The organism is Pseudomonas sp. Irchel s3b6 (assembly GCF_900187415.1).
In the GTDB taxonomy this organism is placed as follows: Bacteria; Pseudomonadota; Gammaproteobacteria; order Pseudomonadales; family Pseudomonadaceae; genus Aquipseudomonas.
Genome location: NZ_FYDM01000008.1, coordinates 110,288 through 134,477, shown reverse-complemented (window position 1 = coordinate 134,477; position 24,190 = coordinate 110,288). Strand labels below are relative to the sequence as shown.

Below are 24,190 nucleotides of genomic sequence, written 5' to 3'. Positions count from 1 at the left end.
CGGAACACACCGGGAATGAGACAAGGAGATACACCATGCGCAAGACCCTTATCGCTTTGATGTTCGCTGCTGCCCTGCCAACGGTTGCCATGGCCATGCCCGAAGGCGAAGGTCCGATGGGCTCGATGGACGGCTCGCGACACGGCGGTCAGATGCACGGTAAAGGCCCGTACAGCCAGCTGGACCTGACCCACGAACAACGTGAGCAGATCCGCAAAATCATGGGCAAGCAAATGCTTGAGCGTAAGCAACTGGTCGACAAGTACCTGGAAAAACTGCCGCCAGCCGATCAAAAAGCCCTGAAGGACGAAATGGCTGCACGCCACCAGAAAACCGAAGCCGAGATTCGCACCCTGCTCAAGCCTGACCAGCAGCAGAAATTCGACGCGATTCAGAAAAAGCAGGCTGAACGCAAGGCAGAATGGGAGCAGTTCAAAGCCTGGAAAGCCCAACAGCCACAAAAAGCACAGTAATGGTCTAGTGCAACTCCCCAGCCCAATGGTTAACCGCCATTGGGCTTTCCTTGTTTGAGGACTTACCGTGCGTTCATTGTTCTGGCGCATCCTGGCCAGCTTCTGGCTGGCCATCACGCTGGTTGCCGGCCTGTCGATTCTGCTCGGGCACATGTTGAACCAGGACGCCTGGATTCTCAGTCGCCATCCGGGCCTGAGTGACCTGGCGCAACAGTGGACGCAGCGCTACGAAGAAAGTGGTGAAGAGGCCGCCCAGTTGCTGCTGCAGCAACGCAAGCGGCTCTACCACATCAACGTCCAGGTATTGAACGAGAGTGGCGATCCGGTGGTGCGCGGTACATTCCCTCGCCGCGCCGCTGCATTCGAGGCGCGACAGGGTGACGGCAATGACCGCCACCTGCCCTGGCGCCGCCTGACCGACGAGTACACCAGCCCGAAAACCGGTGAAACCTACCTGCTGATCTACCGCATCCCGCACCCGGAACTCGATGCCTGGCACCGCGAAAGCCTGCTCTGGCCGCTGAGTGCGCTGGGCATCGCCCTGGTGGTGTTGACCCTGTTCAGCTTGCTGGTGACGCTGTCGATCACTCGCCCGTTGAGCCGGCTGCGGGGTGCCGTGCACGACCTGGGACAGACCACGTACCAGCAAAACAGCCTGGCGCGCCTGGCCAACCGGCGTGACGAGTTCGGAGTGCTGGCCAATGACTTCAACCGCATGGGCGCGCGCCTGCAAAGCCTGATCGGCAGCCAGCGACAATTGCTGCGTGACGTTTCTCACGAACTGCGCTCACCACTGGCCCGCTTGCGCATCGCCCTGGCGCTGGCAGAGCGCGCCACCCCCGAGGAACGGGAAAAGCTCTGGCCACGCCTGACCCGCGAGTGCGATCGCCTGGAAGCCCTGATCAGTGAAATCCTGGTGCTGGCACGGGTCGATGCCGACAGCGCCAGCGCTGAGGACGTCGACCTCAACACACTGCTGGGCAGCCTGCAAAAAGACGCGCAGCTCGCGTCGCCGGAGCAGTACATCCGCATAGAAGCCGAACCGGCACTGCACCTCAAGGGGTGGCCGACCATGATCGAGCGGGCATTGGACAACCTGCTGCGTAACGCACAACGCTTCAACCCACCGGGGCAACCGATTGACCTGTCAGCCCGGCGCGAGGGTGAGCGCATGGTGGTGAGCGTGCGTGACTACGGCCCCGGCGTGCAGCCTGAGCATATGGCGCAGTTAGGCGAGCCCTTCTACCGGGCACCAGGCCAGTCCGCGGCCGGTCATGGCCTGGGGCTGGCCATCGCTCGCCGGGCAGCGGAGCGTCATGGTGGCAGCCTGGTCCTGGCCAATCACCCGGAGGGCGGATTCATCGCCAGCCTGGACCTGCCCCTGGAGCCTGGAATCGCTACCTGAAACAGCCCCTGTAGGAGCGAGCGCGCTCGCGATGAACTCAAGAGCAACGCGGTTATTCAGAAAGTGCGCGTTATCGTTGACGTCCATCGCGAGCGCGCTCGTTCCTACACGGACCAGGCGCTGACAAATTCCGTCAGATCGACTTTCTCGGCTACCCGCGGTTCTTTCTGCGGGGTGCCGAGGTACAGGAACGCAATCACCTCCTCCCCTTCAGCCAACCCCAGCCCCTTGGCCACATGGGCCGAGTACGCCAGATCGCCGGTGCGCCATACCGCGCCGATCCCCTGGGCGTAGGCCGCGAGCAAAATACCGTGGGCAGCGCAACCGGCTGCCAACAGTTGCTCGGACTTGGGCACCTTGACGTGATCCTGCAGGCGCGCCACCACAACCACTACCAACGGCGCGCGCAGCGGACCATTACGCGCCTTGTCCACCAACGCCTGCGGGGCGTCGGCGTCTTGCAACAGTGCCGCCTCGGCCAACAGCTCGCCCAGTTGCTCACGCGCCGCGCCTTCAACCGTCAAAAAGCGCCATGGCTGCATATGCCCGTGATCCGGAGCCCGCAGGGCGGCTGCAAACAGCACTTCGCGCTGTTCGGCAGTCGGTGCCGGGTCAATCAAACGCGGAACGGAAACACGGTTGAGCAAAGCGTCGAGAGCCTGCATCGGCCACCTCCTGAAAAAAATGTTTGGCTATTCTAGCGGTAACTACCGTTGGGATGCCGGTTTACATGCCCTGCCTCGCAGGTAGAATGGCGCCCTTCCTACATTACCCCGAGCGGACTTCATGGCGTTGCCGACCTTACGGATCATTGGTTTTATCATCGGCATCTTCCTGATCACGCTCGCCGTCAGCATGGTTGTGCCGATGGCGACCCTGGTGATTTACGAACGCACCAGCGACCTGCCATCGTTCCTCTGGTCCAGCATGATCACCTTTGTCGCGGGCCTGGCACTGGTCATCCCCGGACGCCCGGAACATATTCACCTGCGTCCGCGCGACATGTACCTGCTCACGGTATCGAGTTGGGTGGTGGTGTGTATCTTCGCCGCGCTGCCGTTCCTGTTGACCCAGCACATCAGCTACACCGACTCGTTTTTCGAGAGCATGTCCGGCATTACCGCCACCGGCGCCACCGTGTTGAGTGGCCTGGACACCATGTCCCCGGGCATCCTGATGTGGCGCTCGCTGCTGCACTGGCTGGGGGGCATCGGCTTTATCGGCATGGCGGTCGCCATTTTGCCGCTGCTGCGCATCGGTGGCATGCGGCTGTTCCAGACCGAGTCCTCGGACCGCTCCGAAAAAGTCATGCCCCGCTCACACATGGTGGCGCGACTGATCGTTGCCGCCTACGTCGGTATCACCATCCTCGGCAGCCTGGCGTTCTGGTGGGCGGGCATGACCCCGTTCGATGCGATCAACCATGCGATGTCGGCGATTTCCACCGGTGGCTTCTCCACCTCCGACCAGTCCCTGGCCAAATGGACCGCACCGGCGGTGCACTGGGTCGCGGTGGTCGTGATGATTCTGGGCAGCCTGCCGTTTGCCTTGTATGTGGCAACCCTGCGTGGCAATCGCCGGGCACTGATCAAGGATCAACAGGTGCAGGGCTTGCTCGGCATGCTGCTGGTGACCTGGGTGGTCCTCGGGACCTGGTACTGGTGGACCACCGAACTGCATTGGCTGGACGCGCTGCGCCACGTCGCGCTGAACGTCACCTCGGTGGTCACGACCACCGGTTTTGCACTTGGGGACTACAGCCTGTGGGGCAACTTCTCGCTGATGCTGTTCTTTTACCTGGGTTTTGTCGGCGGCTGCTCAGGGTCGACCGCAGGCGGGATCAAGATTTTCCGCTTCCAGGTTGCCTATATCCTGCTCAAGGCCAACCTTAATCAGTTGATTCACCCTCGGGCGGTGATCAAGCAGAAGTACAACGGCCACCGCCTCGACGAAGAGATCGTGCGCTCGATCCTGACCTTTTCGTTCTTCTTTGCGATCACCATCTGCGCCATCGCCCTGGCCCTGTCACTGCTGGGCGTGGACTGGATGACCGCCCTCACCGGCGCGGCCAGCACCGTCTCCGGCGTGGGCCCGGGCCTGGGTGAGACCATTGGCCCGGCCGGTAACTTCGCCACCCTTCCCGACGCGGCCAAGTGGATTCTGTCCCTGGGCATGCTGCTCGGGCGGCTGGAGATCATTACCGTGTTTGTACTGTGTATTCCGGCGTTCTGGCGTCACTGATCACCTTGGGTGTCTCCAGAAAACGCACCCGGTACTCGCCGGGTGTGCTGTCGAACCAGCGCCTGAACGCACGGAAAAAGTTGCTCGGATCGGCAAACCCAAGCAAGTAGGCAATTTCCAGCAAGGTCATGCTCGGCTGCGCCAGGTACTGTTCGGCCAGTTCGCGCCGAGTGTCATCGAGCAACGCCTGAAAGCTCGTCCCCTCTTCCTGCAAGCGGCGTTGCAAGGTGCGCTGAGACAAATGCAGCGCTTGCGCGACCGTATCGCGCTTGGGTTCTCCCTGGGGCAGCAGCCGACACAGGACCTGCCGCGCATTGTGGGTCACCCGACTGCCCGAGAATCGCGCCAGGTACTCACCGGCAAACCGGTCGTGCAGCAGTGCCATGGCCTCATTGGCCGTGGGTAACGGTGCCTCCATGTCCGCCGGCTCGAAAATCAGCGCGTCGTAGGGTGCGTTGAACGCCAGCGGCGCATGGAAGGTCCGTGTATAAGGTCCGAGGTCCAGGGGCCGATCGCCTTGAAACAGGACCTTGCATGGCTGCAAGGTGCGCCCGGTCAGCCAGTTGCACAAGCCTAGCGCACAGGCAAGCGACGCCTCGGCGCTTTGCCGGGTCGGCGGCAGGTGATCGCCATGCACCGTCAGAATCAGCGCATGGCCTTCGGGTAACAGGCGAAAACTCAGGTCGGCACTTTCGGCAATGATGCGTTGATAGCGCACCAGTCGCTGAAAGCCTTCGGCCAGGGTCCGGCTGGACATCAAGGCATAGCCGACCACATGAAAGGACGCCGGACGCACCACCTTGCCCATGTTCAAGCCAATGGCCGGGTTGCCGGACAACGCTACCGCCCGTTGCCACAGGCGCGTCATCGAATCTTGAGGGAAGCGCGCATCCGGATCATCCAGCGCCGCGTAGTCGAGCCCCAGCTGATTGAACAAGTCCCGGCAATCCAGGCCGTCCATTTCCAGCGCCTTGACAATTCCCATCGCCCAGCTTGAAGAAGTCGTTCGTTCGCTCATGGCGTTTTCTTACGTGATAGGCCGCATCTCGCGACCAATTTCATAAGGATAGTAAAGTGGCGCCTATTGTCACTGGCTGTGGCCAATGATGACTCTAGACTCAAATAAGATCCCCGCAGAACATCCGATCAACAGCACCCAAGCCACAGAGAATGCAGTCGTGGAAAACATAAGACATTTCAACAGCTTCGCCGAGTTCTACCCGTATTACCTCGGCGAGCACAGCAACAGCACCTGCCGTCGGTTGCATTTTGTCGGCACCAGCCTGGTGATGCTGATCTTCGCCATCGCCATCGTCAAAGGCGCCTGGTGGTGGTTGCTGGCCTTGCCGCTGGCCGGCTACAGCTTCGCCTGGGTTGGCCACTTTTTCTTTGAGAAGAACCGTCCGGCGACCTTCCGACACCCGCTTTACAGCCTGCTCGGCGATTTCGTCATGTACCGCGACATGCTGGCGGGCAAGGTGCCGTTCTAGTGGCCTTGAGCCCGGGCTCAATCAACACAATAAGAGGATAGCCGATGAACGCACAGGCCCGTTTCACCCACATGAAGGATGGCACGCAGGAAGACTGGGCCATCATTGCAGCGGACTTCAGCGCCTACGCCAGGCAATTGCCGAAACGGATCGTGGCGCACCTGAAGTTGCTGGAGGGTGACTTTGGCGGCTTCCCGGTTGATCGCCTCACCCACTCATTGCAAACCGCTACCCGCGCCTGGCGCGATGGCCGCGATGAGGAGTACGTCGTGTGCGCGCTCTTGCATGATATTGGTGACACCCTCGGCAGTTACAACCACCCGGACATTGCCGCGGCGATTCTCAGACCTTTCGTCAGCGCCGAAAACCTGTGGATGGTGGAAAAGCACGGGATTTTCCAGGGCTACTACTTCTTCCATTACCTGGGCATGGATCGGCACCTACGTGAGCAGTTCAGCGAGCACCCGCAGTACCGGCAGACCATCGAGTTTTGCGCCAGGTACGATGCGGCGGCCTTTGACCCTGCGTACGAGACGCTCCCCCTGAGTTTCTTCGAGCCGATGATGGAGCGCCTGTTTACCCGGCCGAAAAACTCGATCTATACCGCGGTGCTGGAAGAACACGCCCCGGCCTGAAGACCGGCCGGTTGCCGGCGGTGAGACGTTTACGCCGGCTCTGCCACCTTCACCGCGCTCAGTTGTGCCTCACGCGCCTGGGCGTCCGCCAGCCGGTACAGCTCGATCGTGCCATCCCAATGCTCGATCAGCGCGGTGCAGGACTCCACCCAATCCCCGCAGTTGAGGTAGTCCACGCCACCGACCTTGCGGATTTCCGCGTGGTGAATGTGCCCGCAAACGACTCCGTGCAACCCGCGCTTGACGCACTCGTGGGCAATGGCCTCTTCGAAATCGCTGATAAAGCTGACGGCGGTTTTGACCTTGTGCTTGAGGTAAGCCGACAACGACCAGTAACCGTAGCCGTATCGAGCACGCCAGTGATTGAGCCAGCGATTGAGGGTCAACGTGAACTCGTAGGCCCAGTCCCCCAGAAACGCCAGCCAGCGGTGATAACGGGTGATCACATCGAACTGGTCGCCGTGAATCACCAACAGATGCCGGCCATCTGCGGTGACATGCACGGCCTCGTCCACCAACTGGATATTGCCCAGCATCAGCTTCGAGTAACGCCGCAGGAACTCGTCATGGTTACCGGTGACGTAAATCACCTCGGTGCCGCGCTTGCTCATGGTCAGCAGGCGACGGATCACGTTGGTGTGCGCCTGGGGCCAATACATACCGCTGCGCAGCTTCCAGCCATCGATAATGTCACCGACCAGGTACACCTTGTCGGCGTGGTAGCCCTTGAGGAACTGCGATAAATGCCCGGCCTGGCAATCCCGGGTGCCCAGGTGCACATCAGAGATCCACAAGGTGCGCACGCGTTGTTTACGGCTGGGTTTGGCGAGTTCGGCACGGGTCATGGGCAACCTCTGCGAGATTTTTTGCAAGCTTGCCCCGCAGCGATTAATAGACCATGACAAAAATGCGGCAGTCCGATGACAGCCCGTACCAGGGGGCGAGCGGTGTAAACTGCCGGTCTGCCTAGGGTCTGTTGACGTTTGGTGGCGAACCGCGTTGCTGGGCCAACGTGGGCGAGGCAAGGCGCGGGATGCCGCCAATGGTTGTTCCCTTGGCAAATCCCGCAACGCAGCCTCGCCCACGTTGGCACGCAACCCGAAGGGACGGGGCCCGCTTGGTGCAGGGCTGCGTTGCTCGGAACTTATTTGGAACAACCAAACCGCGTTCCTCGCGCCTTGCCCTGCACCAAGCGGGCATCCGTCGCGGCCGCCACCAAACGTCAACAGACCCTAGGAGACCGCGATGAGACCGATCCTCACGCTACGCCACTACAGCCACGACTTGATCGTCCACAGCCACGACCACGCACAACTGGTGTTCGGCCTGTCGGGCGCGCTCGACTTCGAGGTCGGCGGCCGCGGTAGCCAAGTGGTACAACAAAGCTTCGTGGTGGTGCCGTCCGGTGCCCACCACGCCTGTGGCAGCGCCAATGGCAGCCGTTGCCTGGTGCTCGACGTGCCGAGCGATCAATGGGTATCCCACTCGCTGGGCGAGCACGCCGATGCCAGCCGACGCCTGCTCGACACCCCCGGGCGCCTGCCGCTGGACGCTGGGCAAAGCCAGTTGGTGAGCTGGCTGGCGAGCAGCCCGGTGGACGACCCGCTGATTGCCCAGCAGGGCGCCGTGTTGTTGCTTGCCAGCCTCAACAACGCCGCACCAAGCCAGATGGCCGGCAGACGCCTACCCTACGCCGCACTCAATGCGCACATCGACCAATACGCCGCCTACCCTCTGCAAGTCGCCGACCTGGCGCGCGTTGCCGGACTTTCCAGTGCGCGGGTGCACGCACGCTTTGTCGCCGAATGCGGGCAGACGCCCATGGATTACATCCGCAGCCGTCGCCTGCACATCGCCGTGAAGCTGTTGCGCGAAACCGCGCTGCCCATCGGTGAAGTCGCCTTGCGGGTTGGCTATAGCTCGCAAAGCGCTTTCGCCGCCGCCGTCACTCGCGAGTTCGGTGCTTCCCCCGGCAAACTGCGCCGAGCCGAGACAGAACGCTAGACTGGCGCTAAAAATCGCGAGTCTGGCGACAGACACCCCTGTGGTCCGCCCCTTAAAGTGGCCCCATGCCTGTGTCTTCGTATTAAGGATTGCAATGACTCCGCGTACCGCCCTTGGCGCCCTGCATATCGGTGCACTGATGTTTGGCCTGACCGGTGTGTTCGGCAAACTCGCCGCCGCTTCCCCCGCCATCATCGTCTTCGGTCGGGCGGCCTTCGCCGTGATTGCCCTGGCCTGCTTTGCCCGTTTCGCCAGCAACACCGGCTGGCAGAAAATGCGCGCCGTGGACACCCGCCGCCTGCTGCTCAGCGGCCTGCTGCTGGCCGGGCATTGGGTGAGCTTCTTCATTGCGGTGAAGGTTGCCGGCGTGGCGATTGCGACCCTGGGGTTTGCCAGCTTCCCGGCGTTCACCGTGATCCTGGAGGGTTTGATCTTCCGCGAGCGGATCCGCGCCAACGAAATACTGCTGGTGGTCCTAGTGAGCATTGGCCTGGTGCTGGTCACCCCGGCCTTCGACCTGGCCAGCGAAGCCACCATCGGCCTGCTCTGGGCCGTGGGCTCAGGCCTGTTATTCGCCCTGCTGTCGCTGACCAACCGCGCCAGTTCGGGGCGCATCCCGGCAGTACAGGCGGCGCTGTGCCAGAACGTGGTCGTCGCACTGTGCCTGCTGCCGGTAGCGGCACCTGGCTTGAGTGAGGTACGTGCCCTCGACTGGCTGTGGATAGGCCTGTTGGGGGTGTTCTGTACCGGCCTCGCCCACAGCCTGTTCGTGGCCAGCCTGGCAGTGATCAAGGCGCGTACGGCGGCGATGGTGTTCGCCCTGGAGCCGGTTTACGGGATCACGGTGGCGTGGCTGCTGTTCGGCGAAGACCCGACGCTGCGGATGCTGATCGGTGGTGCGTTGATCATCGTCGCCATCGTGGTATCCAGCAGCCTGTCGGGGAGTTCAGGCAACAAGGCCGTGTCCGCAGAAGCGGTCCCTCACTGAGTCCTGTCGCTGTGACCCAGATCGCGCTCTGGATCGATCTGGTCTCGTACCCGCTGCTTGAGGACCTTGGCCTCAGGGAAACCACCGTCGGCCTTGCGCTCCCAGATCTGCACGCCGTCGCAGCTGATCTGGAACACGCCGCCGGTTCCCGGCACCAGGGACACTTTGCCCAGGTCGTCAGCGAAAGTGCTGAGCAGCTCCTGGGCCAGCCAGGCGGCACGCAACAGCCATTGGCATTGCGTGCAATAGGTGATGACTACTTCCGGTTTGCTGACGGTCATGACGCGCGAAACTCCTGAGGTCGGTGGCGTCCTATAATAACCGCCTTTACCGTTCGCCCGAGATTGCCGATGCGCCGCCTGTTGTCCTGCCTGTTGCTGTGCCTGATGCCCTTGTTCGTGCTTGCCGAGCAAGCGCCACGGCCGAAAATCGGCCTGGTACTGTCGGGCGGCGCCGCGCGCGGCCTGGCCCATATTGGCGTGCTCAAGGCGCTGGAGGAACAAGGCATCAAGATTGATGCGATCGCCGGCACCAGCATGGGAGCGGTCATTGGCGGCCTGTATGCCTCGGGTTACAAGATCGACGAACTGGAAAAGCTGGCCCTGGGCATCGACTGGCAGCAGGCACTGTCCGACGCGCCGCCCCGCGCCGACATACCGTTTCGCCGTAAACAGGATGACCGCGACTTTCTGGTCAAGCAGCAGCTGAGCTTTCGCGATGACGGCAGCCTCGGCCTGCCGCTGGGGGTGATCCAGGGGCAGAACCTGACGTTGCTACTCGAGAGTCTGCTGGCTCACACCAGCGATACCCGGGATTTCGACAAGCTGCCGATACCCTTCCGCGCAGTGGCGACCGATATCGCCAGCGGGGAGAAGGTGGTCTTTCGCAAGGGCCACCTGCCCCAGGTGATTCGCGCCAGCATGTCGATACCGGCCGTGTTCGCCCCGGTCGAACTCGACGGTCGCCTGCTGGTGGACGGCGGCATGACCGACAATATTCCGGTGGACGTAGCCCGCGAGATGGGCGTCGACCTCGCCATCGTGGTCGACATCGGCACCCCGCTGCGCACCCGCAAGCAGATGACGTCGGTGGTCGACGTGCTGAACCAGTCGATCACCCTCATGACCCGCCGCAACTCCGAAGAACAGCTGGCCACCCTGCACAAGGACGACATACTGGTCCAGCCACCACTGGCCAGTTTTGGCGTCACCGATTTCGGCAAGGCCCGGGAGATGATCGATGCCGGCTATCGTGCCACGCGCCTCCTCGACGCACGCCTCGCTGCCCTGGGCCCCGCCACACCGGAGGATGCCGAACTGACCGCCGCCAGGGCACCCGGCCAGCGCACGCCCGTCATCAACGCCATCCGGGTTGAAAACGATTCGAAAGTCGGCGACGACGTAATCCGCTACTACATTCGGCAGAAAGTCGGCGAACCGCTGGACATCGGCCGATTGCAAACCGACATGGGCACGCTGTATGGCCTGGACTACTTCGACCTGGTGCAGTACCGCGTGGTCCACAAGGGGCAGGATCACACACTGGTGATCCGCGCACGCGGCAAGCGCACGGGCACCGACTACCTGCGCCTGGGGCTGAACCTGTCCGACGACATGAAGGGCGACAGCGCCTTCAACATTGGCGCCAGCTACCGCGTGAACGGCATCAACAGCCTCGGTGCCGAATGGCTGACCCGTGCTCAGATCGGTGACCAGCAAGAGCTGTACACCGAGTTCTACCAGCCACTGGACGTGGGTTCGCGCTACTTCGTTGCCCCTTATGCCGCCATCGAGTCGCAGAACGTGGAAGCCATCCTGGAAAACGACCCGATTGCCGAGTATCGCCTTGAGCGCTATGGCTTTGGCCTGAACCTGGGGCGGCAGATCGGCAACAGTGGTGAGATTCGCCTGGGCGTCGGCGAAGCCTGGGGCAATGCGGATGTACGCATTGGCGACCAGAGCCTGCCCAGCGAGAGCTTCAACGAAGGGTTCTATGAGCTCAAGTACTCGTTCGACTCACTGGACAACGTCTACTTCCCCCATGCCGGCGAAGACATTGGCCTGTCCTTCCGCGAGTTCGAACCCGGGCTGGGTTCCGACAGCCGTTACCGTCAGTGGGATTTCAAACTGGACAAGGCCCTGAGCTTCGGCCCGGACACCTACGTCTTTGGCGGTCGCTACGGACGCACCCTGGATACCGCCGACGTGGTCACCTCCAGCTTCGTCCTGGGCGGTGCCCGGCAACTGTCGGGCTTTCGCCAGGATTCGATTTCCGGCCAGAACGTCAGCCTGACTCGCGCCATCTACTACCGTCGCCTGACGCCGCGCGCCTACCTGCCGCTGGACTTCCCGCTGTACCTGGGCGCATCGCTGGAGCGCGGTCGGGCCTGGAACAACGACAACGAATTCGACAGTGGGTACATCAACGCGGCCAGCGTGTTCTTCGGTTTCGATACGCCCCTGGGGCCGCTGAACTTCAGTTATGGCTTCAACGATGAAGACGAACAAGCGATCTACATGAACCTTGGGCAAACGTTCTGACCCGTGGCCAGGCACAGCGCCTGACGCCTAGCGATCGGCATTGATTGCAGTGGGCCTTGCGGGATCCGGCGCACTGTCGAACGGATTGACCAGCTCCCACTGCAGGTCCATCGACAGATCGTCGTTTTTCAACGGCAACCGGTCCGTCGTATCCGGGGCAATGGGTTCTATCGACCGCTCCACCAGCGGCCTGGGCTCGATCACCGGCAGCGGTTGATGAGGGACATCAGGTTCCGGCAGGTCCGCCACCTGCCGTCGCTGATGGCGTAAAAACAACCCGAGTAACAACAGCCCGCCAAACCCCGACAAGGCGATGAGCCGCCACGGCGTCGAGTCCTTGCCGTTCTCGCTCAACGGGGCAACAGCGACGGGCAAGGGTGCGACCGCCTCGGACCGAGGCTGCCGGGCTTCGGCCAATTGCGCCTGCAGCTCGCTGAATTGCTGGTGCTGACGGGCGATTTGATCATCCCGGGTTTGCAAGCCGGCGCGTAACTCATCGATGGAGAGTTGCAACTGCTGGTTCTGCAGAACGCTGGCGGCCAGTTGTTCCTGTGTCGGATCAACCACTCCAGGCCCGTCACTGGAGGACATGACCGGGGACTGGGCCGGTACGACATCTTCGGCGGGCGAGCGCGCTACCGGGACAGGCTCGACGCCAGCCAACGGCACGATCCCCGGGGAACCCGGAGGATCGATCAGCACGGTGTACTCGCGCACCACTCGGCCTTGGGGCTGGTCGAGTTGCAGCAGAAAATTCAGGAAGGGTTCATTGACGGGCTTATTGGAGGTCACCCGAATCACGCTGCGTTCGCCGCGCAACACGGGGGTGAAGCGAAGATCGTTGAGCAGGCCCACCCGCTCGATACCCGCTCGGTTGAACTCATCGGCAGTGGCCAGGCCGACCGACAGCTCACCTTCAGCCAGTGCCTGCGCATCGAGCAGTGCAATCTCTGCCACGAGGGGCTGGTTCAACGCCGAGTGCAGGGAGATTTCGCCCAATCCCAACGCAGGTGTCGCCGTCGAGTAACACAGCGCGCCACTTGTCAGAAGCACATGCAGGTAATGCCGCCACGCGGCCGGATAACACTTGAACATGAACATCCCCTGGAAAACCGGAACCACCCCTGCGTATTCGCACTGGCTGTACGAACACGTTATTGCCAGGTAGTTCTTATAGTTTGCCCAAGGGGGTGTCTCAAACGTCTGCCGGGGGGATATGCCTCAGGATTTTTCGAGGTTGGCCAGGATGTGCCCGTGAACCCGCATGCACACCTTCAAATCCGCTTCGTCGACGCCGGCGAACAGTTCGTGGCGCAATGCGGTGGCAATGGTTTCAATTTGTTCGATCAACGGACAGGCCGAGGGGCAGAGGACGATTTTTTTCGCCCGGCGGTCTTCTACCACCGCCTGACGTTGCACCAGCCCCTGGGTTTCCAGACTGTCGAGCAAACGCGCCAGGGTCGGGCCTTCAACCCCCACGCTTTGCGCCAATTCCCGTTGGGTGGGGGCCTGCTCGAAACGCGCCAGGTGCAACAGCACCAGCCAACGTGCCTGGGACAGGCCCAGGCCGGCGAGACGACGATCCAGTTCGGCGCGCCAGCCGCGAGACATCTGCGCCAACTGCATGCCAAAACGGTGCTGATCGGTTAACGGCATAAAAAACTCATGATTAGACTGAAATAGAAAACTAATTATTAGTCAGCTAAGCATGACCCTCGACTCGAAGCAAGGGCGCCTATGTACTGAATCGTTACATCATGAGAAGTGTTTGCTCACATTTCGAACTCTGACTGCAAGGCCGCCCTCACGCAGTACAACACGCCCTCAGGAACCCGCCCGGCGAACACGCCAGCGACCTCGGCCACGGGCGGCAACTCGCCCTCGCCGTCCAGGAACGCATCCTGGACTTCACTTAGCAGGTCCTCCGGCAGATCCAGCGCCTGTTCCAGCGACAGTTGCTGTTTGCCAATGGCCTCGGCGAGCATCGTGTAAACGTTCTTTTCCGAACACTGCAACTGACCGGCAATCTGCACGGGTGTCATGCCGGCACGGGCCAGGGTAATCAGTTCGTGGCGCAGGTCGGCCACCACTTTCGGCGCCTCGGCCTGACCGCCCAGGACCTCGAGGAACGCGTCGCCATAGCGCTCCAGCTTGCGCGCGCCGACACCACTGACCCTGGCCATTTCCGCCAGGGTGCCGGGTTGACTGCGGAGCATTTCCAGCAAGGTGGAATCGGGGAAGATGACGTAAGGCGGCACACCGTGCTCTTCGGCGAGCTTGCGACGCAAGGCGCGCAGGGCTTCCCACTGCTCGCGCTCCTCCAGGCGCACCAGCTGGCTGGCCTGGCTGGTACTGCTCTTGGCGGTGGTTTGCGGCTTGAGGTCGCGGCGCAGCTCAAGGGTCACTTCGCCCTTGAGCAACGGCCGGCAACTGTCGCTCAATCGCAGGCCGCCGTAGCCTTCCAGGTCGATGTCGGCCAAGCCGCGCGCCACCAGTTGCCGGAACAGCGAGCGCCACTCACTTTCTGCCCGCGCCTTGCCGACGCCAAACACCGACAAGTGCTGATGACCGGCGCTACGCACCTTTTCGTTGTCCTTGCCCAGCAGCACCTCCACCAGATGCCCGACGCCATAGCGCTGACCGGTACGGTAGATCGTCGACAAGGCCTGACGGGCCGGTTCGGTCGCATCCCAGGTCTGCACACCGTCGACACAGTTGTCGCAGTGGCCGCAGGGCTGGGGCATGTCTTCATCGAAATAGGCCAGCAAGGTCTGACGGCGGCAACGGGTTTCTTCACACAGCGAGAGCATGGCGTCGAGCTTGTGCTGCTCCAGGCGCTTGTGACGCTCGTCGCCTTCGGAGTTTTGCAGCATCTGCTTGAGCATCAGCACGTCCTGCAGGCCGTAGGCCATCCAGGCGTCCGCCGGCAGGCCGTCACGCCCCGCCCGGCCGGTTTCCTGGTAGTACGCCTCAAGGGACTTGGGCAAGTCCAGGTGCGCGACAAACCGCACGTTGGGCTTGTCGATGCCCATGCCGAACGCCACGGTGGCCACCATGATCAGGCCTTCCTCGTTGAGGAAGCGCTTCTGGTGATAGGCCCGCAAGTCATTGGCCAAGCCTGCGTGGTACGGCAATGCCGGGTAGCCCTGCTCGCAGAGGAACGCGGCCACTTCGTCGACTTTCTTGCGCGACAGGCAATAGACAATGCCCGCATCGCTGCGGCGCTCGGAAAGAAACGCGAGCAATTGCTTGCGCGGCTGCTCCTTGGGCACGATGCGATAGAAGATGTTCGGCCGGTCGAAACTCGACAGGAAGCGCTCGGCGTCCTGCAGGTGCAGGCGCGTGACGATCTCTTCACGGGTCCGCTTGTCGGCAGTGGCGGTCAGGGCGATGCGCGGTACATGGGGAAACAGCTCGGCCAACTGGCCCAGTTGCAGGTATTCGGGGCGGAAGTCATGACCCCATTGCGAAACGCAGTGGGCTTCGTCGATGGCGAACAGCGCAATATCAAGGCTTTGCAGGAACGCCAGCATGCGCGGCTGGACCAGGCGTTCTGGTGCCAGGTACAGCATTTTCACTTCGCCACGCTTGATCCGTGCGGCCAGGTCACGTTGCTGCTCGGGGCTCAGGGTCGAATTGAGGGCCGCGGCGGCAACACCCAGTTCGTCCAGGGTCGCGACCTGATCGTCCATCAGCGCAATCAACGGCGAAACCACGACCGCCAGGCCTTCGCGCAGCAGTGCCGGCACCTGGAAACACAAGGATTTGCCGCCACCGGTAGGCATCAGCACCAAGGCGTCGCCGCCGCTGGCCACGCGCTCAATAATGGCACCCTGGCGGCCACGGAAACTGTCGTAGCCGAAGATGTCCTTGAGGACGCGCTGAGCCTGTTCGAGCATGAAAAACTCCAAATGGTGCTGAATATCCCTGGACACAGGCTGGATCAAAAAACCGCATTGTTCACGGACAGATCCGTAAGTGGATTTGTCCCGGGTGACAGCGGCGCCTGCAGGGCTTTGCAAAACGCGCGAGTATACCCGACCGGCCCCGGGGGCTGTTGAGGTTTGCCCCTGGTGCGACGAATGCCCGTGCAATGCAGGCAAATCCGCCACGCGGCTGGCCTGAGCGCTCAAGAACGCCTAGAATTGGTCATCGTATATTCCCAAGGTAGCCCTCCCAATGTCCTTCGCTGAGCAACTAACCCGCCTGCAAGTCTTCCTCGACGCCGACGAGCTGCATGACGAGGCGCTGGACTACGTGGCCGCCCACGGCTACCTGACCGCCCTGTCGATCTGTTCCGAAAGCGTGCCGGAGCGTGAGTGGATCGACGCCCTGTTCGCTGAAGAACCGCACTACAGCAGCGAAGCCCAGCGCGTGGAAATCGAGTCGACCCTGGTGGCGCTCAAGGCTCACATCGCCCGTCAACTGGCCGCCGATGAAGAATTCGAGCTGCCGTGCGACCTGGATCTGGGCGACGAGCCGGATGACTCCGAACTGCGCGGCTGGTGCATCGGTTTCATGGAAGGCGTGTTCCTGCGCGAAGAAGCCTGGTTCGAAACCGCCGAAGATGAAGTCAGCGAAATGCTGCTGCCGATCATGGTCGGTTCCGGCCTGTTCGATGAACAGCCAGAGTTCTCCGACATCGCGGCCGATGCCAACCTGATGGACGACATGATCGTGCAGATCCCGGAAGCGCTGACCGCGCTGTACCTGCTGTGCAACGCCCCGGACGAAAAACCGGCGATCCTCAAGCCTCGCCATCACTGAGTCCCCGCCTGTGGCTGATCCCATAGGCAACCGCTCCCTGATGCAGCGCTACGTGCTGCTGGCCATAGGCTGGCTAAGCGTAGCGCTGGGAGTGATCGGCATCTTCCTGCCCGTATTGCCCACCACGCCATTCCTGTTGCTGGCAGCCGCCTGCTTCGCCCGCAGTTCACCGCGTTTCTACCAATGGCTGGTCGAACACCCTCGCCTGGGCCCCTGGATTCGCGACTACCTGGACGGCAATGGCATCCCGCTCAAGGGCAAGGTCTACGCCATTGGCCTGATGTGGCTGAGCATCGGCCTGTCGTGCTTGCTCGTACCGCTGCCGTGGGCACGCGCGTTCATGCTGACCAGCGCCGTGCTGGTGACGGTGTACATCCTGCGCCAGAAGACCCTGAGCAAACCTTGAGTGCGAGCTCCTGCTGACAACAGCAGCCCGCCGCCCACTCGCCTCTCAACCGACGATCCGCCCTGCCTTTCACCAAACAGCGCCTAAACTCCAGGCATCTGCATGCGAGCAGCCTGACATGCTCCTTAGTCCGCGTAGTCCAGGAAGGTCAACGCTCCGACTTCGGTTCGGTGGATGCTTGTTGTTGACAGTTTTCTTGCTGGCGGGGCTGGGCAGCGTCCGGGCGAACTGGAACTTCGGGCAAATCCTGCAAACGGCCGAAAAACGCTACGGCACGCTGGGCCCCGCAAAAGGACGGATCGAGGCATGGAACCAGATGCTGCAAAGTGAATCAGCGGATCCCGAGCGCGAGCAACTGAGCGCGGTCAATCGCTTCTTCAACCAGCAATTGAGTTTTCAGGACGACACCCGTGTGTGGCGTCAGACCGATTACTGGGCAACCCCTGTCGAATCGCTGGTCAAGGGCGCCGGTGACTGTGAAGACTACGCCCTGGCCAAGTATTTCAGCCTGCGCCAACTCGGTGTTCCCAGCGAAAAACTGCGCATTACCTACGTCAAGGCATTGACCCAGAATCAGGCACACATGGTGCTGACCTACTACGCCAGCCCCACGGCCGATCCACTGGTGCTGGACAACCTGATCGGTGAAATCCGTCCCGCCTCCCAACGCAAAGACCTGCTGCCGGTGTACGCCTTCAACGCCGAAGGCTTGTACATGCCGGGTGCCAACGGTGGCAAACGCAGCGGCGACTCGAAAAGACTGTCGCGCTGGCAGGATGTGCTGCAAAAGATGCAGGTCGAAGGATTCGCCGTGGGTGATGGCTGACACCGCAGATCAACAAGGAGCGCCGCATGTCGCTACTCAAACAGTTGTTCCTGGCCATCTGCCTGTTTCTGCTGGTGGCTTTCAGTGGCAGTTTTTTTGTCGGCCTGGAAAGCTCGCGCGAGCAGATGCTCGGCCAGTTGCGCTCCCACGCCCAGGATGCCGCCACCGCGTTGGGGTTGTCGCTGACCACACAGATCGACGACCCGGCGATGATTGAACTGATGGTCAGTTCGATCTTCGACAGCGGCTATTTTTCCAGCATCCGCGTGGTCAACATCGAAGACGAGAAGATCATGGTGGAGCGCACTGCCACTGCCGCGTCCGAAGGCATACCGGGCTGGTTCGTCAAACTGGTCGACCTGCGCCCCCAGGGCGGCGATGCGCTGATCATGCGCGGCTGGGAGCAGGCCGCACGGGTCGAAGTGCTGAGCAATCCGCAGTTTGCCCTGGCCAAACTGTGGGACAGCACCCTGGGCAGCCTGATCTGGTTACTGCTGTGCGGCTTGCTCAGTGCCGTGTTTGGTGGCTGGCTGCTGCGCCGACAATTGCGTCCGCTGGACACCATGGTCAAGCAGGCCGAAGCCATCAGCCACCGGGAGTTTCTCAGCGCCCCCAAACTGCCGAACACCCCGGAACTCAAGCGGGTGATGCTGGCGATGAACCAGATGGTCGAAAAGCTCAAGGGGCTGTTCGCCGAAGAGGCCGCCCGCAGCGAAAAACTGCGCGCCGAATCCTATCAGGACAGCCTGACGGGGCTGGCCAACCGGCGCCTGCTCGACGAGCAACTGGCCGATCAACTGTTGGTTTCCGAACAAAGCCGTACCGGGCATTTACTGATGCTGCGGGTCAACGACCTGACCGGCCTGAACCAGCGACTGGGTGGCCAGCGCACCGATGCGCTGATCGGCGCCATTGGCCAGTTGCTCAAGCGCCTGGCTCAACAACCTGAACGTCACACCTGGCTGGCCGCGCGCAATCGTGGTGGAGAGTTCAGCCTGCTGACACCGGGCCTGGACACCCAGGACGCGGCGCGCCTGGCCAGCGAGATCAGCGCCACCCTGGAGAACCTGCGCCTGACAGGAGCCAGCGACTGCACACCCGTCGCCCACCTGGGGATCGTCGCCTACGCGCCGGGCGAGACATCAGGCGATGTATGGCTGCGTCTCGATCAAGCCTTGACCCAGGCACAGCGACAACCGGAGCGGCCATGGGTATACCTGGCCCGGTCCGACACTGCACCGAACCAGACCCAGCATGACTGGCGCACCTGGATCGACGACGCCCTGACCCATGGCAAGATGCAGCTGTACTTCCAGCCGGTGGTGCAATGCGCCGACACCCGGCAACTGTTGCATCACAAGGTATTGGCACGCCTGCTCGACCCGCAGGGCGAAGCCATTGCCGCCGGGCACTTCCTGCCCTGGATCGAACGCCTCGGCTGGACCGCGCGGTTTGACCTGGCCATGCTCGAAAACACCCTGGAGTACCTCGCCGAACACCGCCAGCCGCTGGCCCTGAGCCTGTCCGGCAGTACCCTGAGCGATGCCAGCCAACTGCGTATCCTGCTCGACACGCTCGAGGCCCTGCCAGACCTTGCGCCACTGCTGACCCTGGAAATCGACGAACGCCAGTTACCACCGCCTGAAGAGCTGCGCCAGTTGAGCCAAAGCCTGCACAACACCGGCTACCACATCGGCCTGCAACACTTCGGCGGCAGCTTCAACCAGATCGGCAACCTCACCCAACTGGGCCTGGCCTACCTGAAAATCGACGGCAGCTACATCCGCGCCATCGATCGGCAAAACGACAAACGCCTGTTCATCGAAGCGATTTTCCGCGCCACCAACAGCATCGACTTGCCATTGATCGCGGAAATGGTCGAGACCCATGGCGAGCTGGAAGCACTCAGGGGATTAGGGGTGTTCGGGGCGATGGGCCGGTTGATCGGACCACCACAGCCGATGTGATATCCACCAGCACTGTGCTCGCGATGGTCGCTCGATAACGCGTGCGGCCTGGACGCCCCACGTCGCTCTCACGGTCATCGCGAGCACTCGAGCGTCGACCGGCTGCTCCTACAAGGGGCGGCGTTCGCTTGACTGAACAGCATTGTCCTGTCGTTTCAGGTCAGACGGTATCCACCTTCAGCGAATGGTCGCTGAGCATGCCATTGATAATGGTGGCGGTGTCGTGCCCACCGGCAACCACCCCGCCCGCCCCAGGCGTGACGCCGTAGTGATCGGCCAGGTTGACGCCTGCAAGATCGATGGTCTGGGTCGGCGCGGCACCGGCCTTGGCACTGACGTCGATGCTGGTGACCAGTGAGGCGCCGCTGCCGGTGACGGTGAAGTGCAGGTAGTCATCCAGCGAGGCCGTGGTAGCGTTTTCGCCCTGCAGCAACTGCGACAGGTCGAGCTTGTCGGTACCCGGCGTGAAGTCGGTGACCAGGTCATGCCCGCTGTTACCTTGCGACCACTGGAAGGTGTCGACGCCCTGGCCACCGCTCAGGGTGTTGTTGCCCAACCCGCCGATCAGCACGTCGTCACCATCGCCACCATTGAGCACGTCGTGCCCCAAGCCACCGGTGATGACGTTGGCGTTGCCATTGCCGGTCAGGGTGTCGTTGAAATTGGAGCCGGTCAGATTCTCGATAGCGCTCAGGGTATCGGAGCCCGCACCACCGGTGCCCTGTGCACCCAACAGCCCCAGATTGACGGTCACCGCCGATGTGGCATGGGCGTAGCTGGCGGTGTCGGTGCCTGTGCCACCGTCGAGCAGGTCGGTGCCGGTACCACTGAACAACAGGTCATTGCCCGCGCCGCCGTGCAACTCGTTGTTACCGTTGCCCGCCGTGAGCACGTCATTGCCGTCACCGGCATTGAGCATGTTGTTGCCCGCACCGGCCACCAGCACGTCGTCCCCCGAGGTCCCGGTGAGGGTATTGCCTTCCTGATAACTGATGGTGACGTTGGCCGTGTCACTGCCGCCATGGTTATCGTTGGTGGTGTAGGTGCCGTGGTAGTCCGCTGTCACGTCATGGGCGCCGGCATAGTTGACCGTCATGGTCAGTTGGTAGTCTTCCGAGTTGTTCGCACCGCCACCGCTAGGGTTGGTGACGTTGATCACGCGGATCTGGTAGGTACCATCCGCCGCTGCGGCGAGGGTATCGCCATCGGCAATCGCCACGAACGGGGCGCCGTTGAGCGAGTACGCCATGGTGATGCGCCCGGCCGCCAGGTCGTGGTTCAGGTTGAGGGTTTCACCCTGCTTCAGATTGACGGTGATCACGTCTTCATCGTTGGCATTGTTAGCGGAAACGCCCCCCAGATAACCGCTGATCACCAGCAGCGCGGTCATGGTGGCCGCGTCTCCGGCAAAGGAGGCGCGCACGTTCGCCAGGTTCTGGTTGGCGGCATTATTGTTGTTGGTGCCGGTGAAGTTGATGGCCCCGGTGCCGGTAAAGTCAGCGCCCTTAGCTATCCAGCCGGTGTTGAAGGTCGTTGGTGTAGCCGTCAGCAGATTGCCATTGGCATCGCTGTCGTTCGCCAGCAACAACTCGCCCGGTACCACGATGCTGCTCGACAACACGTTGGTAATGACGTGGTCATCCCCCGCCACTGGCGCCAAGTTCGGCATGACATTGATCGTCAGCGTGGCAGTGGCGAGGTCGCCATCGTTGTCACTGACCGTGAAGCCGATACTCTCGGTGACCTGCACCGACGTGGTCTTCTGCGAGGTGTAGGTGTAATCACCCGTGTCGAGGTTGATCACCAGGGTACCGCCCTTGGTCGTAGCGATGCTGATGCTGTTGTCGACCGTGTTGAAGGTCCCGCGGTTGGTACCGCTGAAGGTCAGCGAACCGGCGTTGGTATTGCCTTGGGGGTCGTAGGTGTAGGTGGTCCCATCGATCACGATGGATTTGATAAAGCCGCCATCGGCGCCGAAGGTACCGCCCTCGCCCAGCAATGTGCCGGTGACCGGCGCGCCGACCACCGTGCCCGAAAGCACCGAGTTGAGCTGCACCAGGTCGGTCACGACCACTGCACTGGTGTCGGTGTGGACAGCACCGTTGTACGACAATGGATTGAGGTTGGCGTTACTCACCCCAGCGCCCAGGCCGATGGCGTAGTTGTTGATGTCATTGGCGTCTAGGAACGCCTTGAGCGCCGTCTCGTCGGCCGTGCCGATTTCCTGTCCCAATGTCGGAGCACCGTCGGAGAAGAAATAGCCGACATTCTGCGCACCGGTGAGTTTTCCGGCTTTGTTGAACGCGGTTTGCATCATTGCCACCGCCGCATCGTAGTTGGTCCCCCCGCCGGCTGAGAGGCCGGCAACGATGAGTTTGGCCGTGGCGACATCGACCCAGACCGTCGAGGTGTTGTTAGTGGCGCTGCTGCTGAAAGTGACGATCTGCACTTTGACATCACCCAAGTCGTCGTACTTGTCGAGCAACGCACTGATGGCCGCTTTAGCCAGGTCCAACCGGGTTCCACCTCCCGGGACACCGGATGACTGATCCATGCTGCCGGACACGTCGATCACCAGCAGCAGATTGGAGTCGATCTCCACCGCTGGCACCGAGCGCTCGGCAGCCACGGCTTTGGGCACGTCATCGACGATGTTCACCAGGATGGTACTGGTGGTGGAATTGCCCAAGGCATCGGTCGCCTTGTAGGTGAAGCTTTCTGTCAGGGTGTTGGGCCCGTCATTGGCGTTGGGCAAGGTTTTCGGCGCCGAGGTCAGGGTGTAGGTGTAGGTGCCGTTCGGGTTGAGCACGATTTGCCCATAGTTGCCGGTGTCGCTACCCACCAGTGTGTAGGTGAGCGCGCCACTGCCACCGCTGACCGAGCCCACCAACGTGCCGGTGGAGGTCTCCCCCGTATTGCCCGGGTCACTGCCGGTGACGGTACCGGCGGCCAGGTCCTGGCCGTCCTGGGTCAGGTCCAGGGCTTTTTCGTAGACCGTGACATCCGTGTCAACGACCGCCGTCAGACCGTTGTCGGTGACATGGATGGTGATGGTGGTGGTGCTTTCATCGCCGTCGGCATCACGAACGGTGTAGACGAACGTGTCGGTGGCGCCCGGTGGGGTCACCGAGTCCGGATTACTGTGGTATACCGCGTTGCCCGCGGCGTCCAGGGTCAGGTAACCATAGGTGCCGCCGATGTTGGTGCCCAGGCCACCGCTGGCCGGAGTCGCGGTATTGCTGCCAGCCCTCACGCCCACCACGGTCGCACCGTCGGCGCCATTGATGTCGTTACCCAGTACCGCGAGATTGAGGGTTGTGCCTTCGATCACGGAGCCGCTGTCGGGTTTGGCCGCTGGCACGTCGTCGACGATGCTCACGTCCAGCGAGTCGGTCGCGATGGTGCCGTTGCTGTCGGTGACTGTCACGCTGAAGGATTCGCTGAGGCTGTTGCTGCCGCCGGCGGTCGGGTGGTTTTCGTTGTCGTTGAGGGTATAGCTGTAGCTCACCAGCCCGCTCGCCGAGTCGTAGCCGGTGATGGTCAGGGTGTTGCCCAGGCCGGTGGTGAAGGTTTGCGGGAAGCCGGCGTTCACGCCGTTAGTCACCACATTGATGCCGCCGACGCTCAGGGTCTGTACGCCGTCCAGTGCCGTGACGGTGAAGGTAGCGCTCTGGGTCAGGTTTGAACTGCCCGGTGCCGAGCCGTCGCCGAGGTTTTTTTCGTAGACCGTCAGTTCACCGCCCTCGACCTGGAGCCCGGTGATGGTCACCGGATCGTCGTTGTTGTGGACATTGAGCACCAGGGTCGCGGTGCTGGTATCGCCGTCAGCGTCGGTAAGGGTGTAGGTGAAGGTCTCAGTGGCGTTGGTTTGCAGCGCCAGGAACGCCGGGTTGCCAGTGTCGACGGTGTAGGTGTAGGTGCCGTTGGCCGCCAGGACCAATTGGCCGTAGGTGCCGTTGACGGTCTGCGAGGTGATCGGCCCGGTCGGCACGCGATCGGCGCCTTGCACGTCATTGCTCAGCACATTACCGCTAAGGATGGTTTGCGCTTCACTGGCAGTTCCCGCGTTGCTGTCACTCACCGCCGCCGGCACATCGTCGACGATGCTCACGTCCAGTGAGTCAGTCGCGGTGGTGCCGTTGCTGTCGGTGACCGTCACTGCAAAGGATTCGCTGAGGCTGTTGGTGCCGCTGGCGGTCGGGTGGTTTTCGTTGTCGTTGAGGGTATAGCTGTAGCTCACCAGCCCGCTCGCCGAGTCGTAGCCGGTGATGGTCAGGGTGTTGCCCAGGCCGGTGGTGAAGGTTTGCGGGAAGCCGGCGTTCACGCCGTTAGTCACCACGTTGATGCCACCGACGCTCAGGGTCTGTACGCCGTCCAGTGCCGTGACGGTGAAGGTAGCGCTCTGGGTCAGGTTTGAACTGCCCGGTGCCGAGCCGTCGCCGAGGTTT

Annotated in this window: 20 protein-coding genes; 12 read left to right on the top strand and 8 right to left on the bottom strand. The window is 62.1% G+C overall.

From position 1 onward, the window contains the following. The first annotated feature begins 35 nt into the window (after positions 1–35). Positions 36–473 (top strand): LTXXQ domain protein, encoded by a 438-nt coding sequence (locus CKW07_RS15315; protein ID WP_095145644.1) that lies wholly within the window; start codon positions 36–38, stop codon positions 471–473. Between the two features lie 67 nt (positions 474–540). Next, entirely contained in the window at positions 541–1,878 is a 1,338-nt protein-coding gene (locus CKW07_RS15310; protein ID WP_095145643.1) for a HAMP domain-containing sensor histidine kinase, read from the top strand. A gap of 104 nt (positions 1,879–1,982) precedes the next feature. Here the strand turns inward: CKW07_RS15310 and CKW07_RS15305 are convergent, their stop codons facing one another. Beyond that, on the bottom strand, positions 1,983–2,543 hold the full coding sequence (locus CKW07_RS15305) for an NAD(P)H nitroreductase (protein ID WP_095145642.1): 561 nt from the start codon (positions 2,541–2,543) through the stop codon (positions 1,983–1,985). A 121-nt stretch (positions 2,544–2,664) separates the two neighbouring features. Here CKW07_RS15305 and CKW07_RS15300 point away from each other — a divergent pair, with 121 nt between their 5' ends. Further along, the gene (locus tag CKW07_RS15300) at positions 2,665–4,119 is read left to right on the top strand and encodes a TrkH family potassium uptake protein (RefSeq protein ID WP_095145641.1); all 1,455 of its coding nucleotides are present in this window, start codon (positions 2,665–2,667) and stop codon (positions 4,117–4,119) included. Here CKW07_RS15300 and CKW07_RS15295 read toward each other — a convergent pair. After that, a complete protein-coding gene (locus tag CKW07_RS15295) occupies positions 4,076–5,137 on the bottom strand; it encodes an AraC family transcriptional regulator (RefSeq protein ID WP_095145640.1) in 1,062 nt (353 codons plus the stop codon). The genes CKW07_RS15300 and CKW07_RS15295 overlap by 44 nt on opposite strands. 160 nt (positions 5,138–5,297) lie before the next feature. On the opposite strand from CKW07_RS15295, the gene CKW07_RS15290 reads away from it, so the two are divergent. Next, positions 5,298–5,609 carry an Mpo1-like protein gene (locus tag CKW07_RS15290; protein WP_095145639.1) on the top strand — a complete coding sequence of 104 codons (312 nt, stop codon included), beginning with the start codon at positions 5,298–5,300 and terminating at the stop codon, positions 5,607–5,609. 44 nt (positions 5,610–5,653) lie between these two features. Next, the gene (locus CKW07_RS15285) at positions 5,654–6,244 is read left to right on the top strand and encodes an HD domain-containing protein (RefSeq protein WP_095145638.1); all 591 of its coding nucleotides are present in this window, start codon (positions 5,654–5,656) and stop codon (positions 6,242–6,244) included. Between the two features lie 29 nt (positions 6,245–6,273). Here CKW07_RS15285 and CKW07_RS15280 read toward each other — a convergent pair whose 3' ends face one another. Further along, a complete protein-coding gene (locus CKW07_RS15280) occupies positions 6,274–7,089 on the bottom strand; it encodes a UDP-2,3-diacylglucosamine diphosphatase (protein ID WP_095145637.1) in 816 nt (271 codons plus the stop codon). Positions 7,090–7,489: 400 nt separating this feature from the next. Between CKW07_RS15280 and CKW07_RS15275 the strand changes: the two genes are divergently transcribed. Both CKW07_RS15275 and CKW07_RS15270 read left to right on the top strand, forming a co-directional pair. Beyond that, on the top strand, positions 7,490–8,248 hold the full coding sequence (locus CKW07_RS15275) for an AraC family transcriptional regulator (RefSeq protein ID WP_095145636.1): 759 nt from the start codon (positions 7,490–7,492) through the stop codon (positions 8,246–8,248). Between the two features lie 94 nt (positions 8,249–8,342). After that, complete coding sequence (locus CKW07_RS15270; protein ID WP_095145635.1) at positions 8,343–9,236, top strand: DMT family transporter; 894 nt, start codon at positions 8,343–8,345, stop codon at positions 9,234–9,236. Here CKW07_RS15270 and CKW07_RS15265 read toward each other — a convergent pair. After that, positions 9,230–9,517, bottom strand: a complete 288-nt coding sequence (locus CKW07_RS15265) for a SelT/SelW/SelH family protein (protein ID WP_095145634.1) — start codon at positions 9,515–9,517, stop codon at positions 9,230–9,232. The two genes, CKW07_RS15270 and CKW07_RS15265, sit on opposite strands and share 7 nt — an antisense overlap. A 69-nt stretch (positions 9,518–9,586) precedes the next feature. On the opposite strand from CKW07_RS15265, the gene CKW07_RS15260 reads away from it, so the two are divergent. Continuing rightward, positions 9,587–11,776, top strand: a complete 2,190-nt coding sequence (locus CKW07_RS15260) for a patatin-like phospholipase family protein (protein ID WP_095145633.1) — start codon at positions 9,587–9,589, stop codon at positions 11,774–11,776. Positions 11,777–11,803: 27 nt separating this feature from the next. Here the strand turns inward: CKW07_RS15260 and CKW07_RS25855 are convergent, their stop codons facing one another. From CKW07_RS25855 to recQ, 3 genes are all read right to left on the bottom strand, one after another. Then, entirely contained in the window at positions 11,804–12,871 is a 1,068-nt protein-coding gene (locus CKW07_RS25855; RefSeq protein WP_141234452.1) for a FimV family protein, read from the bottom strand. A gap of 126 nt (positions 12,872–12,997) precedes the next feature. Continuing rightward, entirely contained in the window at positions 12,998–13,432 is a 435-nt protein-coding gene (locus CKW07_RS15250) for a MarR family transcriptional regulator (protein ID WP_095145631.1), read from the bottom strand. 116 nt (positions 13,433–13,548) lie between these two features. After that, entirely contained in the window at positions 13,549–15,675 is a 2,127-nt protein-coding gene (gene recQ / locus CKW07_RS15245; protein WP_095145630.1) for a DNA helicase RecQ, read from the bottom strand. 280 nt (positions 15,676–15,955) lie between these two features. On the opposite strand from recQ, the gene CKW07_RS15240 reads away from it, so the two are divergent. From CKW07_RS15240 to lapD, 4 genes are all read left to right on the top strand, one after another. Continuing rightward, entirely contained in the window at positions 15,956–16,543 is a 588-nt protein-coding gene (locus CKW07_RS15240) for a YecA family protein (RefSeq protein WP_095080204.1), read from the top strand. A gap of 40 nt (positions 16,544–16,583) precedes the next feature. Beyond that, on the top strand, positions 16,584–16,949 hold the full coding sequence (locus CKW07_RS15235; RefSeq protein ID WP_176465329.1) for a YbaN family protein: 366 nt from the start codon (positions 16,584–16,586) through the stop codon (positions 16,947–16,949). Positions 16,950–17,067: 118 nt separating this feature from the next. Beyond that, entirely contained in the window at positions 17,068–17,775 is a 708-nt protein-coding gene (gene lapG / locus CKW07_RS15230) for a cysteine protease LapG (protein ID WP_095145628.1), read from the top strand. A 26-nt stretch (positions 17,776–17,801) separates the two neighbouring features. Continuing rightward, positions 17,802–19,742, top strand: a complete 1,941-nt coding sequence (gene lapD, locus CKW07_RS15225) for a cyclic di-GMP receptor LapD (protein ID WP_095145627.1) — start codon at positions 17,802–17,804, stop codon at positions 19,740–19,742. 160 nt (positions 19,743–19,902) lie between these two features. Here the strand turns inward: lapD and CKW07_RS15220 are convergent. After that, the coding region (locus CKW07_RS15220; protein WP_141234455.1) for an S-layer family protein at positions 19,903–24,190 on the bottom strand (4,288 nt) is incomplete at its 5' end.

Excerpts from the sequence above, each read along its gene's own strand:
- CKW07_RS15235 (WP_176465329.1), top strand. The coding sequence starts at position 16,584 with ATGCAGCGCTACGTGCTGCTGGCCATAGGCTGGCTAAGCGTAGCGCTG.
- CKW07_RS15295 (WP_095145640.1), bottom strand. The coding sequence starts at position 5,137 with ATGAGCGAACGAACGACTTCTTCAAGCTGGGCGATGGGAATTGTCAAG.
- CKW07_RS15270 (WP_095145635.1), top strand. The coding sequence starts at position 8,343 with ATGACTCCGCGTACCGCCCTTGGCGCCCTGCATATCGGTGCACTGATG.
- CKW07_RS15315 (WP_095145644.1), top strand. The coding sequence starts at position 36 with ATGCGCAAGACCCTTATCGCTTTGATGTTCGCTGCTGCCCTGCCAACG.
- CKW07_RS15305 (WP_095145642.1), bottom strand. The coding sequence starts at position 2,543 with ATGCAGGCTCTCGACGCTTTGCTCAACCGTGTTTCCGTTCCGCGTTTG.
- lapG (WP_095145628.1), top strand. The coding sequence starts at position 17,068 with ATGCTCCTTAGTCCGCGTAGTCCAGGAAGGTCAACGCTCCGACTTCGG.
- CKW07_RS15260 (WP_095145633.1), top strand. The coding sequence starts at position 9,587 with ATGCGCCGCCTGTTGTCCTGCCTGTTGCTGTGCCTGATGCCCTTGTTC.
- CKW07_RS15285 (WP_095145638.1), top strand. The coding sequence starts at position 5,654 with ATGAACGCACAGGCCCGTTTCACCCACATGAAGGATGGCACGCAGGAA.
- CKW07_RS15240 (WP_095080204.1), top strand. The coding sequence starts at position 15,956 with ATGTCCTTCGCTGAGCAACTAACCCGCCTGCAAGTCTTCCTCGACGCC.
- CKW07_RS15265 (WP_095145634.1), bottom strand. The coding sequence starts at position 9,517 with ATGACCGTCAGCAAACCGGAAGTAGTCATCACCTATTGCACGCAATGC.
- CKW07_RS15275 (WP_095145636.1), top strand. The coding sequence starts at position 7,490 with ATGAGACCGATCCTCACGCTACGCCACTACAGCCACGACTTGATCGTC.
- CKW07_RS15250 (WP_095145631.1), bottom strand. The coding sequence starts at position 13,432 with ATGCCGTTAACCGATCAGCACCGTTTTGGCATGCAGTTGGCGCAGATG.
- lapD (WP_095145627.1), top strand. The coding sequence starts at position 17,802 with ATGTCGCTACTCAAACAGTTGTTCCTGGCCATCTGCCTGTTTCTGCTG.
- CKW07_RS15280 (WP_095145637.1), bottom strand. The coding sequence starts at position 7,089 with ATGACCCGTGCCGAACTCGCCAAACCCAGCCGTAAACAACGCGTGCGC.
- CKW07_RS15300 (WP_095145641.1), top strand. The coding sequence starts at position 2,665 with ATGGCGTTGCCGACCTTACGGATCATTGGTTTTATCATCGGCATCTTC.
- recQ (WP_095145630.1), bottom strand. The coding sequence starts at position 15,675 with ATGCTCGAACAGGCTCAGCGCGTCCTCAAGGACATCTTCGGCTACGAC.
- CKW07_RS25855 (WP_141234452.1), bottom strand. The coding sequence starts at position 12,871 with ATGTTCAAGTGTTATCCGGCCGCGTGGCGGCATTACCTGCATGTGCTT.